Origin of the sequence: Paenibacillus sp. VTT E-133280 (genome assembly GCF_002264385.1) — a bacterium.
GTDB classification, from domain to species: domain Bacteria; phylum Bacillota; class Bacilli; order Paenibacillales; family Paenibacillaceae; genus Paenibacillus_AQ; species Paenibacillus_AQ nitricinens.
The window spans coordinates 30756-48795 of the sequence record NZ_NFUX01000059.1; the positions used below are offsets into that span (position 1 = coordinate 30756).

An 18040-nucleotide genomic window follows, 5' to 3' on the forward strand; every position below is an offset into this window, starting at 1 on the left:
TAATTATCACAAGAAATATAAGCCTTTTTGGTTATTACTAACCATATATAGGATTATATTTCAAAAAAATCGAAGAAAAAAGAGGGATATAGCTTCTTGCCCGTAAATCCGATTGTAGCATTTTTTGAACTCTATTAGTAGGGACTATTGACCTCTACTCTACTCTTGCACATCTTTTTGCTCATCGCCCTTTTGCTCCTCACTTTCGACCTGAAAAGGAACATACGAGTCGGCTTCAAGCATCGTGATAAGTCCAGGCTCCTTTGTCTCTATTACCTGATTCAAGTATGACACTTTGCTCTTCAATAAAGAGATGGATGTGATCACTTCGAAACGGGATCTAGTATAGAGCTTGATACGATCCGGAAATGACAAAGTTGGCGACGGAACAATCTCAGAGATATCACTTGTCAATTCATTAGTAATGCTTGCTAACGCTTGACATAGCTTAGCCTTATTCGGATCGTCCGGATCCCAGTTAGTTAATATGGGCTTCTCAACGGCTATCCCCGTATCATTTACTGGCACTGCAGCTCCACTCGACAGAATCGCCTTCAAGATGCCACCCTGTTCCAGTTCATAGGCCACCGCAGGGAATTCTTCAATCTTCACTGTGATTACCCCGGGAAAATCCTTCTTTACGGCCACGGCCTTAACCGTCTTAAGCTCCAGCAGAGATTGTTCCACAGACTTCGTAGAAACGGCAAAGAATTGTCCACCTATATGAATTCCACTTTGGGAGAGTAATTCTTCACTAGTAGAATACTTGCTTCCCTGAAAATCTATCACTGTAATGTGACTAATAGACGATCTAAAAAAAATCACAGCAAGAAGTGCAGTGAACAGTAGCAGAAGGATCGCCGTAATCTTACGGCTCATTTTTTTCTTAGGCTTGTCCTCTTTAAGAAGAGGTAATCGGGTTGTTGTCATTCTCATATCTCCGTAATAAGGCCCTGTCTCCTTCCTTGGTAGAACTGAAGGAGACAGGGAGCTTTAATTGGCCAAATCAAGTGGATCCGGTACGGGTACCTTGCGGCTTATACGCGCGCCAAGCTTCTGAAACAGCTTCTCTATTCCGTCATACCCGCGGTCAATATGGTGTGCTTGCTCAACGACTGTAGTCCCTTGTGCAGCGAGCCCAGCAATGACCAGAGCCGCACCTGCACGCAAATCAGTAGCTTCCACAGTAGCACCATACAATCTCTGAACGCCGCGAATAAACGCACGATTCATATCAATAGAAATATCAGCGCCCATCCGCGCCATTTCTTCAACATGCTTGAATCGTCCCTCAAACACCGTCTCCTTGATTACACTGAAGCCATCAGCGAGAGACAACAGCACCATGACCTGAGATTGCAGATCGGTTGGAAAAGAAGGATAAGGAGAAGTCACAATTCTCTCAACAGCACGTGGACGCCCCATACAACTGATATTAATTATATCATTGCACACTGTGATTTGAACACCAGCCCGCTTGAGCACATGAATAAGCGAAGTCAGATGCCCCGCGTTGGCATGTGTCAAAGTCACATTTCCTCGTGTAGCTGCCGCAGCAATCATTACGGTTCCAGCCACAATCCGGTCAGGTATCACCTCATACGTACAGGGATATAGGTTTTTCACCCCTTGAATTGTGATGGTGTCCGTACCTGCACCGATAATCTGAGCACCCATACTATTTAGAAATTGCTGTAGGTCCTGTATCTCCGGCTCTCTCGCGGCCCCCGATATCGTTGTTGTTCCCTCTGCCTTTGCGGCAGCCATCATAATATTCTCCGTTGCTCCTACACTTGGATAGTCGAGATGAATATCACTCCCTATAAGCTTAGAACCCCGACAGAATATTCTTCCGTTGCTCTCCTCGATCTCCGCCCCTAACGCCTTAAGTCCTTGTAGATGAAGATCTATTTTACGCTCTCCGATCGCACAGCCCCCGGGCTGATAGATCGTTACCTCTCCAAATCTGGATAACAACGGTCCCATTAGAAAAATAGAAGATCTCATCTGCCGCATTAAATCCTCAGGGATATGAGATGTCCCGACGGCAGACGTATCTATCGTCACCGTATCCTCTTGATGCACGCACCTGCAGCCCAGCCGATCTAGGATGTCTAGCATAGTCTCGATGTCCAGCAGCTTCGGCACATTATGCAGTGAGTGAACTCCTTCGGCCAGCAGGCTTGCCGCTAGAATCGGCAGCGCCGCATTTTTTGCTCCATGGATACGAATGGTGCCTGACAGGGGACTTCCACCCTCAATCACCAATTTGTCCAATGTATCACCTCCGAGATTACCGCTCACCCACCACAAACACTTCCGTTACAAGCTCATATGAAATGTACAAGTATAAACGTCTTCGGCGTCCTTTATAAGGACGATAGGCGTTTAAGCGAGAAATATAAGGATGATGTATAACGTGAAACTTATACTTTCTTATATTTCAAGAATATCCTGCACTACATCTCAGGTTTGGAAGTGTCCTGGGTGATTGTCACGATTATAGGATTATCCTATGTTCGTTCCTCCAAGTGTGTGACAGAGAGCTGCCAATAAGGAAAACCCGTATGCAAAACGATGATATCTTAAGACTTCTTACCTGCAAGTCTTCGGAGCTCGCTTGTGATTACTGCCGCAGAATCTCTTTTACCAAGTCGTTTGGAGGCCGCTGACATCTCCTCACGCACGGCTTCAGTTCCGATGATTTTTTGAACCGCCTCAAATAGAGCCGTGCCGTTTAAATCTTTCTCAAGCAGTACCACAGCAGCACCTTCACGTTCCAACTGTCTTGCATTCGCCTCCTGATGGTTATTCGTCACATTAGGAGATGGAATAAGTACAGAGGGAATACCCAGCGCTGTAATCTCAGCGAGAAAAGATGCTCCCGCCCGATTAACGATCAAGGAGGTACAAGCCAACACCTCTGGCATATTATGAACATAAGGAAGGACATGCAACCAGTTTGGTAAGCTACCCAGCTTTTGACGTAATTCCGCCCGTGTCTCTTCGAAATAGGGTTCACCTGTAACATACACATAATGAACACCATTACCCTTACCCACTTTAGGGGCCATTTCAATCATGGCTCTATTAATAGCCTTAGCCCCCTGACTGCCACCAACCACCAAAACCACTGTACTGCCATCCGAAATCCCCAGCGATGCGAATCCACGTTGTGGGCTTGCTGTAGTAACTGTTGTAGCACGTGGATTACCAGTATAGATCACATTTTTGCTGCCCGGAAAAGAGGACTCTGTTCCTTCAAAGCTTACGGCAACTGTACTCGCATACCGACTCAGAAAGCGATTGGTCAGACCTGGTATGGCATTTTGTTCATGGATCAAAGTAGGGATGCCCAACCGGGATGCAGCATAAACGACTGGACCACACACATAACCGCCTGTTCCAATCACAACATCTGGTTTGAATTCTCTTAGCATTTCTTTGGATGCCTTAACACCCTTCAAGAAACGCATCACGGTCTTGACATTGTCTATGGATAGCTTGCGCCGAAAACCAGTGATGTCAATAGATTTGAAAGGGATATTCTCTTGAGGAACAAGCTTGCTCTCTAAGCCGCGCGTTCCACCAATATACAGGAAGGTAGATTTGCTATCTTCCAACTCCATTTGCCTAGCAACAGCGACCGCAGGATAGATATGTCCACCCGTGCCTCCGCCGCTTAATACGATACGCATCTCTTTCACCTCGCAAAACGGGATAAGTTCAATAGAATGCCAAGGGATGTTAGCATTAATGTAAGTGAAGATCCGCCATAGCTAATCAGAGGAAGCGTGATGCCCGTTACAGGCATTAGACCAATAACAACACCAATATTAATAATGACTTGCACAGCCACCATACAGACGATGCCAACGGCCAGATAGCTTCCAAAACGGTCAGGCAGACTCATCGCCACCTTCATCCCGCGCCAGATTAGAATAAGAAATAGGATCAACACAGCCAAACCACCGATAAACCCCAGCTCCTCGGCCAATATAGAAAAAATAAAATCTGTTTGTGGCTCAGGCACATAACTGTACTTCTGCCGACTCATTCCTAATCCAAGGCCACCGAGCCCCCCAGGACCGATCGCATATAGCGACTGAATGATCTGGTAACCTGCACCAAGGGGGTCGGACCATGGATCAAGAAAAGCGGTAATCCGCTGCAACCGGTAAGGCGCTGCTGCAATCAAAGCAACAAACCCTGCCGCACCAGCTACTCCAAGCGAAAGTAAATGCTTCATTCTAGCCCCTGCTGTAAAAACCATCATCAAGGCTGCACCAAACATGACAGTACCTGTACCCAAATCCGGCTGGAGCATGATCAACGCGAAGGCTGACCCAATGAGCGCAAGCGGTGGGAGCAGGCCGCGTGTGAAGGAAGTGATGTCGTATTCCTCTTTTCCTAGCCAATTGGCTAAGAATAGAATCATCCCCATCTTCATGAATTCAGAAGGCTGGATCCCGAAGGAGCTAATTCCTAGCCAGCTGCGCGCTCCCCCGCGTACTACACCAATACCCGGGATAAGCACAATAACAAGTAAGAAAAAGCAGATTAGAAGTGCCGGCTTAGCCAGCTTTTTCAGCACCCTGTAATCGGTATTCGCCGTAACGAACATTGCGACTAGGCCTAGTCCTGCAAACAAAAGCTGTCTTTTTACAAAGTAAAACGAATCTCCATAATTGCGGAAGCCCAGAACGGACCCGGCGCTGTATACCATCACCATGCCGATCACCAGCAAAGATAGAATAGGAATCAGCAACCAAATATCGGGAGCATGACGAGTTTTGTTCATCAGGAGCACACCTCTTGCATCCGTAGTAGGGATGGGGCTTATCCACCCCCCTACTTAAAGGTTATGCACCGCCTCTTTAAAAATACACCCGCGCTCTTCATAGGATGTAAACATATCCCAGCTTGCACAGGCAGGAGACAAAAGAACAACATCTCCTTCTTCCGCCAGAGCGGAAGCTTCCTGCACAGCTTGCTCAAGCACGGCAGCGGCACTCTCCCCATTATCGACGGAGATAATCTGCTTTAATCCTGCCAACTGTGCTACATTTGTTAGCTTGTCCCTAGTCTCCCCTAACGCCACTATCGCTTTGACTCGGCCGCTCAGGACTGGCAGCAGCTCCATATAATCGGAGCCACGATCTAATCCACCAGCGATCAGCACTACGGGACGCTGGAAGGATGTTAGTGCCATAATCGTCGCTTTGGAGTTAGTTGCTTTGGAGTTATTATAATAAGTGACTCCAGCCTTATCAGCTACATACTCCAGCCGGTGCTCCACACCGCGAAATGAAGCAAGCACATCACCCAATAAAGAGGGGTCTGCTCCAGCAGCAATGGCAATTCCACATGCAGCAAGTGCATTCTCCACATTGAAACGCCCCGGAAGGCTAATGGAATCTACATCAGCAATGATTGTTTCTTGGCCTGCAGAATTCCGATAGATAATGCGACGCATCAGATCGTCATCTTGACCTGTAATATAGGACGGGCTAACAAATACGCCGTAGGTCAGCTCCTCAGACCTAGAGAATGGGAGAATCGAAGCCTTCACATATGGTACCAGTTCCCGGCAAAAAGGATCGTCCCAGTTCAGCACAGCCGTATCCGTAGCTACTTGATTGGCGAACAGCTTTGATTTGGAATCGACATAATCCTTCATGCTGCCATGATAATCCAGGTGGGTCTCCGCAATATTCAACAAACAACCTATTTTGGGGCGGAAAGTCTCCGTACCTTTGAGCTGGAAGCTGCTGAGTTCGACCACCATCCAGTTATCCTCTGTAGCTTCTTGCGCCGCCTCACAGAGAGGCGTGCCAATGTTACCTGCAACAATCGGATTCATACCTGCAGCTTCCAGCATTTGACCTACCCAGGTCGTCGTTGTCGTCTTGCCATTGGATCCCGTGATGCCAATTATCGGCGCTGCACAAAGACGGTATGCAACCTCTACCTCTGTAACTACTTCAATGCCAAGCTCAAGAGCCTTTTGTACAGGAGGCGCAGAATAAGGAATGCCTGGATTCTTAATGACCAGACTTACGCCTTCATGAATCAGTCCATCCGGATGCCCACCGCTTATAACACAAATTCCCAAAGATTCCAATTCGGAAGCTTCGGGACTTTGATCTCTTTCCTTTTTATCGTTCACCGTAACTACAGCGCCTCGATCATGCAGCACTTTAGCAACCTGGACACCGCTTTTTGCGAGTCCAAGCACAACAACTTCTTCACCACGGTACATATCTGGATGTTTCATTTGCTACAACCCCTTGCTAATAAATAGTCCAACAGCAGCTAATATCAAGCTTACCGCCCAGAACGAAATTACCACACGCCATTCCGACCAGCCACCAAGTTCAAAATGATGGTGAATCGGGCTCATTCTAAATACACGTTTGCCACGGGTTTTGAAAGAAACCACCTGTATCACGACTGATAACATTTCCACCACAAACACACCGCCAATAATTAAAAACAGCAGTTCGCTCTTGGTGACAATAGCAATCGCACCTATCGCACCGCCAATACCAAATGAACCGGTATCTCCCATGAATACCTTAGCAGGATGGGCATTAAAGACCAGAAATCCAAGAACGGCCCCGATCATAGCCGCTGCACACACTCCTGCTGCAATTGACGTAGCCTGCATCGCTACAACAGCATAAGCTGCCAAAGCAATAGCACTTACACCAGACAGCAAACCATCTACTCCATCGGTAAAGTTAACAGCATTCGTTACGGCCATCATCATAATAATAATGAATGGATAGTAGAAAAAGCCGCCCCAATCAAAGCTGAAATCAGTACCCGGAACGCTGATGCTTGTGCTATGTCCTGCAGAAATCAGCAGACCGCACATCACAGCACCTACCAACAGCTGCCCGAACAATTTTTGACGCGCCGTAAGGCCCAAAGAACGCTTGAATACGATTTTGATATAATCATCCAAAAATCCGATCAGTCCAAAACCAAGCGTAGCCACTAGTAGTACGTAGAAATCGTTATTCACCACAGAAAATTTCAGATAAGCCAATGTAAAAGCCACGATGATTACGATACCGCCCATCGTCGGCGTTCCCGCTTTCTTTAAATGGGATTGCGGTCCGTCATCTCGCACCTGCTGTCCGAATTTCATCCTGCGCAGTAGCGGAATGAAGAGCGGAGCGGCAATGACCGCAAGGATAAAGGAAACAGCAATAGTCAATAACAATAGTTGATAATCCATGGGTACACCCCCTCCATTTATTTAGGTCTCTTTAATCTCTTTACTCAGGCTCTGAAGAACTTCCTCAAGCCTCATCCCTCTGGATCCTTTGAATAGTACAATATCCTTGGAGCTGCTTTTCCCGATAAGGACGGCTGTTAATTCTGACTTATCCGTAAAAGCCAGCACACGCTCGTTTCCGAATCTTTCCTTTGCAGCTTCTGCAATATGGACTGACAATGGGCCATAGGTATATACAAAATCAGTCACTGCGGGGTCTAGGTAGTAGCCAATTTCTTTATGAAACTCTATTTCATCCGGCCCAAGTTCCAGCATGTCCCCCAGTACTGCGATTTTTTTGCCACTGCATTTCATAGTTTGAAGCACATCAATGGCCGCCTTCATAGAAGTCGGACTGGCATTATAAGCATCATTCAAAAGGGTAAGCCCGGAAGAAGTTTGAATCACTTCAATCCGCATACCTGTCAACTTAAGCTTACTTAACCCATTCTCTACATTTTGTTCTGTAACTCCAAAATGGCGAGCAACCGCTAGTGCAGCCAACGCGTTGACAACGTTATGCTGGCCTGGCAGCGGTAATGTAAAAGCATGTTCCTTATGAAGGCTTGACGTAAACGTCATACCACCATTATGGGACATCATCCCTGTCGGATAATCATCATTATCTCCGTTCAGGCCGAAACGAAAGGACACCATCCCCTCCGGAGCCTCAAAAGCGGACTCTTGCATTACCTCAGTCAGCAGCGGTTCATCACCGTTATAAATTAGCAATCCACCTGGCTTTAGCCCTTCGACGATTTCCAGCTTGGCACGGGCGATTTCTTTGCGGGATCCCAGTTGCAGCAGATGTGACTCACCTATATTAGTAATGACTGCAACATCTGGTGCAGCCAAAGAAGCCAGCAGAGCAATTTCTCCCCGCGAGCTCATACCCATTTCAAGCACTGCAATCTCTGTATCCTCAGCCATGGATAGAATCGTGAGCGGAAGACCAATATGATTATTGAAGTTTCCCTCTGTCTTGTGCACCTTGTACTGCATTTCGAGCATGGCCATAATGATATCTTTTGTCGTAGTTTTGCCATTACTCCCCGTAACAGCGACAACCTTCGGAGCGACCTCATTTAAATACGCAGCGGACAGCTTCTGAAGCGCCTGTAGCGTATCTTCAACAATAATGACTCCGCCACCCTCAGGTGCAGGACCTTTATCACGCTGCCATAAGGTCCCAGCAGCACCGGCAGCAATCGCTGTAGCTGCATAATGATGACCGTCAAATTTGTCTCCTGTTAGAGGAACAAACAGGCAACCTGTAGTTATCTTACGGGAGTCAGTAACGACGCCCGTAACAGTTATATTCACAGTTTCAGCAGCAGGAACTTCACCTGCGCACATCACAGCAATTTGTCCTAGTGTTCTTGTAATCAATAGATTCGACCCCTTATAACTTCTTTAGCGACGATGCGGTCATCGAAATCGTGAACCACTCCGCCAATCAGTTGGTAGGTCTCATGACCTTTCCCCGCAATCAATACTACATCGCCAGAGCTTGCCATTTCAATAGCCTTCCCAATGGCTTCTCGGCGATCAACAATCATATGATACTGGCCAGAGGTGACTCCATCCTCTACTAGCCCTGCTTCTATATCCTTCAGAATGAGCTCAGGGTCCTCCGTCCGAGGGTTGTCAGAGGTTATGAATACCATGTCGCTATATTTTGCGGCAATCTTACCCATCAAAGGTCGTTTCGTGCGGTCTCTATCTCCTCCACAGCCAAACACAGTAAGCACTTTACCTGTAGCAAATTCGCAGACTGTTTTTAATACATTTTCCAGCCCGTCTGGTGTATGTGCATAGTCAACGATAACGGCATAGTCTTGCCCCTCATCTACTGACTCCACCCGTCCAGCTACACCATCAATCGCTTCAAGACTAGTCTTGATATCTGACAGTGACACATCTTCCAACAACGCTGCCGTAATCGCCGCAAGTGCATTATAGACATTGAATTTACCAACCATACGAAGTGAAATGTCCGTCTCACCCTTAAACGTATCTACATGAAAAAAAGTTCCTTTTGCAGTGATCGAGATTTGCGAAGCTCGGACATTAGCGTTGTTATCAATGCCATATGTAATCACTTCCGCTGCAGTTTGGGTTGCAAAATAGTGGCTCGCCTCATCATCAGCATTAAGCACCGCATATTTGCGTTCTTCTTTCCAAGGAGAGATCACATTTCCTAGTCTAGAGAAGAATAGACCTTTAACCGCCCGATACTCCTCCATTGTATGATGATAATCCAGATGATCCTGGGTTAAGTTCGTAAATATTGCTGTACGGAAGTCTGCACCCTTCACACGTCCTTGCTGAAGCGCATGGGAGGAGACTTCCATTACGCAACATTCCACACCTTTGGAGGCCATATCATGAAGCGAGCGCTGCAGATCTAGTGATTCTGGAGTGGTCCCTGACATAGGGTAGCTTTTGCCGTCATAGCGCATTTGAATGGTCCCAATCAGACCCGTCTTCATATTCTGGTCTTGCATAATTCGCTCAATAAGATAAGTCGTAGTTGTCTTCCCATTTGTACCCGTAACCCCGATCATTCTCATTCGGCTGCTAGGTGAGCCAAAGAAGGCATTCGACATGACAGACATCGCAAAACGGCAGTCATCCACAACGATCTGTGGAATATCAAGCTCTAGCTTATGCTCACATACGATAGCAGATGCTCCAGAGGCTACGGCTTGCGGCGCAAATTTATGTCCGTCTACGGTGTGACCCGGTAAACAGATAAACAGATCACCCGGACTTACACGGCGGGAATCAATCTGAAGATCAGTAATCTCCACCTCCCCGTCCCCGTATAGACGCGAAGTAGCAAGACAAGCAGATAATTCATTAACTTTCATAGTAATCCCTCACTCTACATTTTCGGATACAAACTGAACCCTTATATCTTTATCATTATTCACTAGAAGCTCCCATATAAATCCTGATGGTTGAGCCCTGTTCTACTCTTGCCCCAGCTTTCGGAGCCTGATTGATGACCGTATTGCCAGAGCCTGAACGCGCCAGATTAAAATTCATATTTAAATCCTCATAGATATCTTGTACGGTTGCACCTGTAAGGTCAGGCACGGTCACAATCGGAGTTTCACCGTATTTATAGGTTTTTGGAAGCTGATCACTGCGCTCAGGAACCTTCATATAGTGCAGCGAGTCTTCCAAAATATTTTGCACGATTGGAGCTGCAACTACACCCCCAAATTGAATCCCTTTCGGGTTATCCACTGCAGTGTAGACAACGATCTGTGGATCATCCGCCGGCGCAAAGCCAATAAAAGAAACAATATGCTCTGTCGGAGAATAACGTCCATTTACAACCTTCTGTGCAGTACCCGTCTTGCCACCTACACGATAGCCGTCGATAAAAGCCGGCCGTCCCGTGCCTTTGGCAACCACGCTCTCAAGTGCTGCCCGCACCTTCTTGGATGTCTCCTCCGAAATCACCTGCCGCACAAGCTCAGGCTTCACCTCTGATACCGTCTCTCCCGTTTCCGGATTAACCCATGACTTTGTTACATGTGGTTTATAGAGATTACCACCATTGATAGCCGCGGACACCGCAGCAATCTGCTGAATAGGTGTAACCGAGACCCCTTGGCCAAAGGCCGTAGTTGAAAGCTCTACCGGACCTACTTGACTAAGCTTAAACAGAATCCCATTAGATTCTCCGTTTAGATCAATTCCCGTTTTGCTGCCGAAACCAAAATCACGAATATATTTGAAGAGTGTTTCTTTGCCCAGCCGTTGCCCAAGAGCAACAAAACCAGGGTTACAGGAGTTCTCAACCACCTGAAGGAAGGTCTGGCTGCCATGGCCGCCTTTTTTCCAACAGCGCAGCTTCGCACCCGCCACTTCGATAAACCCAGGATCATAGAAATGATCGTTTTGCAGGTCTACCTTACCTTCTTGCAATGCTGCAGCAAGTGTGATGATTTTGAACGTCGAACCAGGCTCGTAGGTCATCCAAATGGGCAAATTCCGATTATAGATCTGCGGATCATATTCCTTATATAGACCCGGTTCATAACCCGGTCTACTAGCCATGGCCAGAATTTCACCATTCTTCGGATTCATCGCTATAGCCCAAGCGCCCTGCGCCTGATATTTCACCATAGCTTGATCCAGCTCACGTTCCATAATGGATTGAATCTGTTTATCAATCGTCAATTGCAGATTAAGCCCATCCTGAGGGGCAGAATACTTCTCCGATGATCCAGGCATGAGTCTTCCACCTGCGTCAGACAAATACGAAATATTGCCTGCTATTCCTTTAAGTAAATTATCGTAAATGTTCTCGACGCCGGTAATCCCTTGGTTATCAATACCTGTAAAGCCTAGTATATGCGCGGCAAGATCGCCGTAAGGATAATATCTTTTGCTATCCTCAGCGACAACGATGCCCGGCAACTGCAAATCACGGATGCTCGCGGCAAGTTCCATCGTAATTTTGCGGCCGCCGGGCTGTAGTTTCACCGACATTGATTTTTTAGTCAGCAAGCTCATCAGCTTCTCCTCGGTCATCCCAAGCAGAGGCGCCAATTGCTGCGCTGTCTTTTGCTTCTCCTTCACCTGCACAGGCACCGCATAAACCGTAGGCGTACTGATATTATAGGCCAGCGGTATACCTTCACGATCCAAAATTTCACCACGCTTGGCTGTAAAAGGAATATTCCGGCGCAAGGAATCTTCTACCTTGTCACTTAATTTCTCGCCTTGGGATAATTGCACGTAAGCAAGACGTACGACCAGCGAACCGAATAACACTGCCAGTCCCAGCAGCGTCCATAGCATTCTCCGCCGTGTTACGACCTTCGAAACCTTCATTCCGTTCTCCCCCGCTTTCACCTATAGACATGAGCTCTTATCTTCATGACTATTCGGGACAAACTGGGGTTAGAACAAGCCTATGGCCCACTCTGCGATTCCGTACCCTCATCAGCAGACGAAGTTGCCGGAACATCTTCACTATTATCATTGAATGGTTTCAGCTTTAATGTAAGTAGTGGTTTTCCATTTTTTATTCCTTCAATCTGCTCGGACACATATCCTTCGCCTTCTACCGCTATCTCCACTTTTAGAAGGGTTAGAACCTCAAGAGCATCGCGCAGCGACTCTCCTTGCAAATTGGGAATAGTAGGCTTGTCCCCTTGCTTGCTTAACAGGTATATACGCTGGCCAGGAGAAAGCTTCGTTCCAGCCTCTGGATATTGGGTTTCCACAGAAGCTTCTTCACCGACAACAGCAAAATCAAAGCCTTGATCCAGAAGCGTCTCTCTTGCTTCCTTCATCGTTTTCCCCTTCAGATCAGGTGTAGTTCGGAGCACAGGTGCATCCGATTTAACTGTTTTTTTACTGTCCTTATCACTAGTTTCAGTTGCTAATTTAGGAACTCCCATGTATTGCAGTGACTGCGATACGATTTCTTTAAATACAGGAGCTGCAGCTTTACCGCCGCCAACCTCAACGTTCGGTTCATCAATAATAACAATAACAGCGATTTTCGGATCATTCACAGGCGCATAACCAATAAAGGAGACCAATACTTTGGACTTCACGTAGTCCTTACCTTCAACCTTAATAGCCGTTCCTGTCTTCCCCGCCACACGGTAACCTTCAATGTGAGCGTTCCGTCCTGTCCCTTTGACTTGGTCGGCAACTACCTGCTCCAAGTATTCACCTGTTTGCTTGGCACTTGCCTCATCAATCACCTGACGCACTACACTAGGCTGAGTAACCTTAGTATTTCCGGTGTTTGGGTCCGTAACCTCTTTTACCACATATGGAGTCATTAGTTTCCCGCCATTGGCGATCGCAGATACAGCAACCAATTGTTGAAGTGGGGTAACTAGCACTTTACCATGCCCATATGCGAGTGTAGCAATTTCGATAGGACGTCCAAGGTTAGGGTTAACGACCCCACTGGCTTCCCCTGGCAAATCGATTCCCGTCTTCCCATTAAAGCCAAAATCATCAATATACTGTAAAAGTCTATCTTGTCCGAGCATTTCATAAAGTTTTACAAAAAGAACGTTACTAGACCGCTTCACACCTTCCAGGAAGCTGATTTGCCCCCAACCGGAACGATTAATATCATGTAATGCCTTACTGTAGCCCTTAATTCTGATAGATCCGGACAGAAATGTTGCTACGGGATCAAAAAGCTTCTCTTCTACAGCTGCTGCAAGTGTAACAATCTTGAAGGTGGAACCAGGTTCATAAGTTGATTTGATAGCATGGTTGTAGAAACCCGCTGTATCAGCACCCGTATCCATATACTTATTAGGATCAAAGGTGGGCATATTCGCCATCCCCAAAATCTCCATCGTATTCGGATCAGCGGCAATGACACTCATACTTTTCGGCTTATATTGCGCATATGCCTTTTCCATGGCCGCTTGTATATATTGCTGGATCGTACTGTCGATGGTAAGCTTGAAATTACTGCCATTTACTACAGGTTTATAGGTATCTTTTGAATCCGGCAGCTTAACCCCTTGACCGTCACTTTGATAAAGCAGCTTGCCATCAGCACCCTTAAGCTGTGCATCCAGGGACTTTTCCAGACCCATAATCGCCTTGCCATCCCGATCTGTGTAGCCTAATATATGTGCAGCAAGCGAACCCTTAGGGTAATATCGTTTCTGCTCTCTAACCAGACCAATCCCGGTCTCTTGAATTTTATGCTCTTTACCCAGGGCTACATAAAACTCTTTCACCTTATCAGCAAGTTCCTGATCAATCTTCCAGCCTTCATTACGAATTTCACGATTCTTGAGGTATTTGCCATCCTCGCCTTTAGCCTCAATCAGCTTCCGCAGCTCATCTTCTGGCTTGCCGAGTAGCTCATGCAATCCCTTGACGACCTCATCACCAATTCCCTTTTCAGCAATGACTGCCGGGTTTACAACTACAGTATAAGCAGGGACATCACTTGCGAGCACACTCCCATTACGGTCAGAAATCGTTCCTCGCTCGGCTTTGATAGTCGAAGTGTGCGCCCAAAGTGTAGCAGCCTTTTCTTGCCATTCTGAACCCTCCATAACTTGAATCCAGAAGACTCTAGCTATCAAAACAAGAAAAAAGAGGGTAATACACCCTCCTATAAACAGCGTGCGAAGTTTTATTCTCTTTACCATAAGCGAACCTCACAATTTTTTTATTGCGATCTTGCCAATCGCTCACTAATTATCGCCTTCTGTCGATATCGGATTCGCCGGAATAAAGATGGTAGCATTTTCATCCGGTGCTACATATCCAAGATCCTTTGCCTTTTGGGCAACCTTCTGCTCCAAATTCTGCTTCTCCATCTCATACGTGGAAATTTGCTTCTTAGCGGTCGCTATATCCTTATCTAATTTCTGAGCCTGCAAGTTCAAATCATAAATGTGAACGTAACGTGAAATCAGGGTGATAGCCACTAAAACGCATACTCCTAGCGTCAGCATATACAAAAGTTTCTCTTGCAGCGGAAGTACTCTTCGTTTGGTAACTACTTTTGTCTTCTCGCGGTAAAGGGGGTTTACTTCTTCTTTTCTTTTGGGCTGAACTGCTAAATTGCCGCGGGTATAGGCCATCTCTGACTCTCCTTTATCGTCAATTACAATTTTTCTGCAATGCGCAGCTTAGCTGAGCGGGCTCGAGTATTAAGCTCAAGCTCTTCCTCAGAAGGCACAAGCGGTTTGCGGTTGATTAACTTAAGCGTGCCTTTCGCGCCGCATACACAAAACGGAAAGTCAGGCGGGCATGTACATCTGCTTAAATAGCTGCTTAGTATTTGCTTGCAAATTCGGTCCTCGAGCGAATGAAAAGTGATAACGGATACTCTACCTTCTGGTGCAAGGCAACGTACTGCGCTATGTAATCCTTCTTCAAAAGCACCCAACTCGTCGTTTACAGCAATCCGTAAACCTTGAAAGCTGCGTTTAGCGGGATGTCCTCCCGTTCTTCGTGCAGCCGCCGGAATACCTTCCTTGATAAGCTCAGCTAATTCTCCTGTGGTCTCCACAGGACTTTCTTCTCTTCTGTCTACAATTTTCTTAGCGATTCTCCGCGAGAACTTCTCTTCTCCATATTGGAAAAGCACACGGGCAATCTCCTGCTCAGACCACGTATTCACAATATCAGCAGCCGTTAATAGCGCTGTCTGATCCATCCGCATGTCCAGCGGAGCATCATGATTGTAACTAAATCCGCGTTCTCCCTCATCAAACTGGGGAGAGGATACGCCAAGATCAAAGAGGACTCCATCCACTTGGGGAATGCCATCTTTTTGTGGTACAAAGGGCACATCCTTAAGTACACTCTCCAGATCACGGAAATTGGTCTTAATGAGTACAACCTTATCTCCGTATTCAGCTAGTCTTTCTTTTGCGTTCTCCAGAGCCCAATCATCTTGATCCAAACAGATTAATCGGCCTTCGCCGCTAAGTTTGGAAGCGATTAGTGCGCTGTGGCCTGCTCCACCGAGAGTGCAATCTACATAGATTCCGTCTTTTTTGATGTGCAGCCCTTCTGTCGCTTCTTCTTTAAGCACCGTGATGTGGTGAAACAAGCTGCATCCCTCCAGGACAGTATTCGATATTGTGTTTTTATAGATCAAAATTGAAATCCACCAATTTTTCGGCAATTTCGTTGAACGATTCCTCGGACTGTTCGAAGTACTGCTCCCATAGCTCTTTGTTCCAGATTTCCACCCGGTTCGAAACGCCCAGAATAACACAGTCTTTGTCCAGTTTGGCATACTGCCTTAAATTGGCCGGCAGATTTACCCTTCCCTGCTTATCCCATACACATTCTGTTGCGCCTGAGAAAAAAAAGCGACTGAATGCACGGGCATCTGATTTCATCAGTGAAAGGCTTTTTAGCTTTTGTTCCATGATTGCCCATTCTTCCATGGGATAAACAAATAGACAGGAGTCTAGACCACGGGTCGTCACAAAGGAGGTTCCAAGCAATTCACGGAGTTTAGCCGGAATAATAATTCGGCCTTTGTCGTCAATGCTGTGTTGATACTCTCCCATGAACATCCTTTTTCCCACCCCTAATCCCCGAATCCCCACTTTACCCCACTTTTCACCACTTAAGCATAATAGATTCGCCATTAAAAATCAAAAACCTTTTTCTGGCGAAAGGAATTTTTTGCTAAATCAAATAGATCATTACCCAATTCACAATTCGCCACATAAAAAAAGCCATGCAATCGGAATCCTGTCCGCTGCATGGCTTTTCAAGCATTAACGCCTTCGTCTTCCTTATAAGGACAACGAAGCGTCTATGCGAGAAATATAAGGATAATGTATAGCGTAAAACTTATACTCTCTTATATTTTACAAAAGTTGCTTCAGTTCAAGGTACTCTTGGTTAATATACTTTATTGTTGTGCATTCCGTAATTAATCGTTCAGATTCCAGCTGTCCAAATAATCCACTTGTGCTGAAGTCAGGCTATCAATGTTAATGCCCAGACTTTGCAGCTTGTAGCGTGCTACCTGCTCATCGAGCTCATAAGGAACATTCTCAACTTTTACGCCTATGCTCTTATAATTATCATTAACATATTTCAACGACAGTGCTTGTAACGCAAAAGTCGTATCCATAATTTCGGCAGGGTGTCCATCCGCAGCACCCAGATTTACAAGTCTGCCTTCTGCAAGCAGATATAGTTTACGTCCGTCGCGAAGCTGGTACTCTTCGATATTTTTCCGAACAGTACGCTGAGATATGGATCTTTCAGACAATTCAGGCTTATTCACTTCAACGTCGAAATGGCCTGCATTGCACATGATTGCGCCATCCTTCATCACATCATAATGTTCACCGCGAATGACATAACGGTTACCCGTTACTGTAACGAAGAAATCACCAACCTTAGCAGCTTCCAGCATAGGCATAACTTCGAAACCATCCATATGTGCTTCAACGGCTTTAATAGCATCCACTTCTGTCACAACCACTTTTGCGCCCAACCCTTTGGCACGCATAGCAACACCTTTACCGCACCAGCCGTATCCGACAACAACTACAGTTTTGCCAGCAACGATCAGGTTGGTCGTCCGAATAATTCCATCCCATGCGGATTGGCCTGTGCCATAGCGGTTATCAAACAAATATTTGCAATAAGCATCATTTACTGCGACCATTGGGAACTTCAACACACCTTGCTTTTGAAGAGCTTTTAGACGAATGATGCCGGTTGTTGTTTCTTCAGCACCCCCACGAATATTCTCCATTAGATCAGGACGCTCCGAATGTAGCAAGGTAGCAAAATCCCCACCATCATCAATAATCAAATCCGGTTTGCTTTCCAGCGCCTTGATATTAAGGGCTTTGAACTCTTCAGGAGAAGGGTTGTATTTAGCAAATACGGTAATTCCGTCCTCTACAAGCGCCGCACATACATCATCCTGTGTAGAAAGTGGATTGGATCCAGTAATGGTTACTTCTGCACCGCCTGCTTTGACTACCTTCGCCAGATAAGCGGTTTTAGCTTCCAAATGAAGCGTAATGGAGACTTTCAGTCCTTTGAACGGCTGTTCAGCTTCGAACTGCTCACGGATACGGTTCAATACCGGCATATGTTGACGAACCCAGTCGATTTTCAAATGACCTTCGGATGCGAGTGACATATCCGCCACGATACTATTTTGATTTGATGAACTCATAATGAAACCTCCTAAAAGTTTTGTGAGCATTACTACTTGAATCTACTTCGTACAAAACTTACTTC

The 18040-nt window shown here is 46.2% G+C and carries 14 protein-coding genes; all 14 read right to left on the reverse strand.

Annotated features, from left to right (window positions below; all coding sequences use genetic code 11):
- Window positions 1-159: 159 nt before the first annotated feature.
- Window positions 160-930, reverse strand: coding sequence for a cell division protein FtsQ/DivIB (locus CA600_RS22535; protein WP_094873070.1), 771 nt, complete (start codon window positions 928-930; stop codon window positions 160-162).
- Window positions 931-993: 63 nt separating this feature from the next.
- Complete coding sequence (gene murA / locus CA600_RS22540) at window positions 994-2277, reverse strand: UDP-N-acetylglucosamine 1-carboxyvinyltransferase (protein WP_094873072.1); 1284 nt, start codon at window positions 2275-2277, stop codon at window positions 994-996.
- Between the two features lie 308 nt (window positions 2278-2585).
- Window positions 2586-3698 carry an undecaprenyldiphospho-muramoylpentapeptide beta-N-acetylglucosaminyltransferase gene (murG, locus tag CA600_RS22545; RefSeq protein WP_094873073.1) on the reverse strand — a complete coding sequence of 371 codons (1113 nt, stop codon included), beginning with the start codon at window positions 3696-3698 and terminating at the stop codon, window positions 2586-2588.
- Between the two features lie 5 nt (window positions 3699-3703).
- Window positions 3704-4801 (reverse strand): stage V sporulation protein E, encoded by a 1098-nt coding sequence (spoVE, locus tag CA600_RS22550; protein WP_042130238.1) that lies wholly within the window; start codon window positions 4799-4801, stop codon window positions 3704-3706.
- Between the two features lie 54 nt (window positions 4802-4855).
- Window positions 4856-6277 carry a UDP-N-acetylmuramoyl-L-alanine--D-glutamate ligase gene (murD, locus tag CA600_RS22555; RefSeq protein WP_094873075.1) on the reverse strand — a complete coding sequence of 474 codons (1422 nt, stop codon included), beginning with the start codon at window positions 6275-6277 and terminating at the stop codon, window positions 4856-4858.
- Between the two features lie 3 nt (window positions 6278-6280).
- A complete protein-coding gene (gene mraY, locus CA600_RS22560; RefSeq protein ID WP_042190854.1) occupies window positions 6281-7246 on the reverse strand; it encodes a phospho-N-acetylmuramoyl-pentapeptide-transferase in 966 nt (321 codons plus the stop codon).
- Between the two features lie 21 nt (window positions 7247-7267).
- Window positions 7268-8674 (reverse strand): UDP-N-acetylmuramoyl-tripeptide--D-alanyl-D-alanine ligase, encoded by a 1407-nt coding sequence (locus tag CA600_RS22565; RefSeq protein ID WP_094873076.1) that lies wholly within the window; start codon window positions 8672-8674, stop codon window positions 7268-7270.
- A complete protein-coding gene (locus tag CA600_RS22570; protein ID WP_094873078.1) occupies window positions 8671-10158 on the reverse strand; it encodes a UDP-N-acetylmuramoyl-L-alanyl-D-glutamate--2,6-diaminopimelate ligase in 1488 nt (495 codons plus the stop codon). Before CA600_RS22570 ends, CA600_RS22565 begins: the two co-directional genes overlap by 4 nt.
- 55 nt (window positions 10159-10213) lie before the next feature.
- Window positions 10214-12139, reverse strand: a complete 1926-nt coding sequence (locus CA600_RS22575; RefSeq protein WP_076284763.1) for a stage V sporulation protein D — start codon at window positions 12137-12139, stop codon at window positions 10214-10216.
- A gap of 80 nt (window positions 12140-12219) precedes the next feature.
- Window positions 12220-14451: a penicillin-binding transpeptidase domain-containing protein gene (locus CA600_RS22580; protein ID WP_094873080.1), complete on the reverse strand. Its 2232-nt coding sequence runs from the start codon at window positions 14449-14451 to the stop codon at window positions 12220-12222.
- A gap of 45 nt (window positions 14452-14496) precedes the next feature.
- Window positions 14497-14889, reverse strand: a complete 393-nt coding sequence (locus tag CA600_RS22585) for a septum formation initiator family protein (RefSeq protein ID WP_094873081.1) — start codon at window positions 14887-14889, stop codon at window positions 14497-14499.
- Between the two features lie 23 nt (window positions 14890-14912).
- The gene (rsmH, locus tag CA600_RS22590) at window positions 14913-15866 is read right to left on the reverse strand and encodes a 16S rRNA (cytosine(1402)-N(4))-methyltransferase RsmH (protein ID WP_042190866.1); all 954 of its coding nucleotides are present in this window, start codon (window positions 15864-15866) and stop codon (window positions 14913-14915) included.
- A 37-nt stretch (window positions 15867-15903) separates the two neighbouring features.
- Window positions 15904-16341 carry a division/cell wall cluster transcriptional repressor MraZ gene (gene mraZ / locus CA600_RS22595; RefSeq protein WP_036683674.1) on the reverse strand — a complete coding sequence of 146 codons (438 nt, stop codon included), beginning with the start codon at window positions 16339-16341 and terminating at the stop codon, window positions 15904-15906.
- Between the two features lie 365 nt (window positions 16342-16706).
- Window positions 16707-17978, reverse strand: coding sequence for an adenosylhomocysteinase (locus tag CA600_RS22600; protein ID WP_179281706.1), 1272 nt, complete (start codon window positions 17976-17978; stop codon window positions 16707-16709).
- Window positions 17979-18040 lie beyond the last annotated feature (62 nt).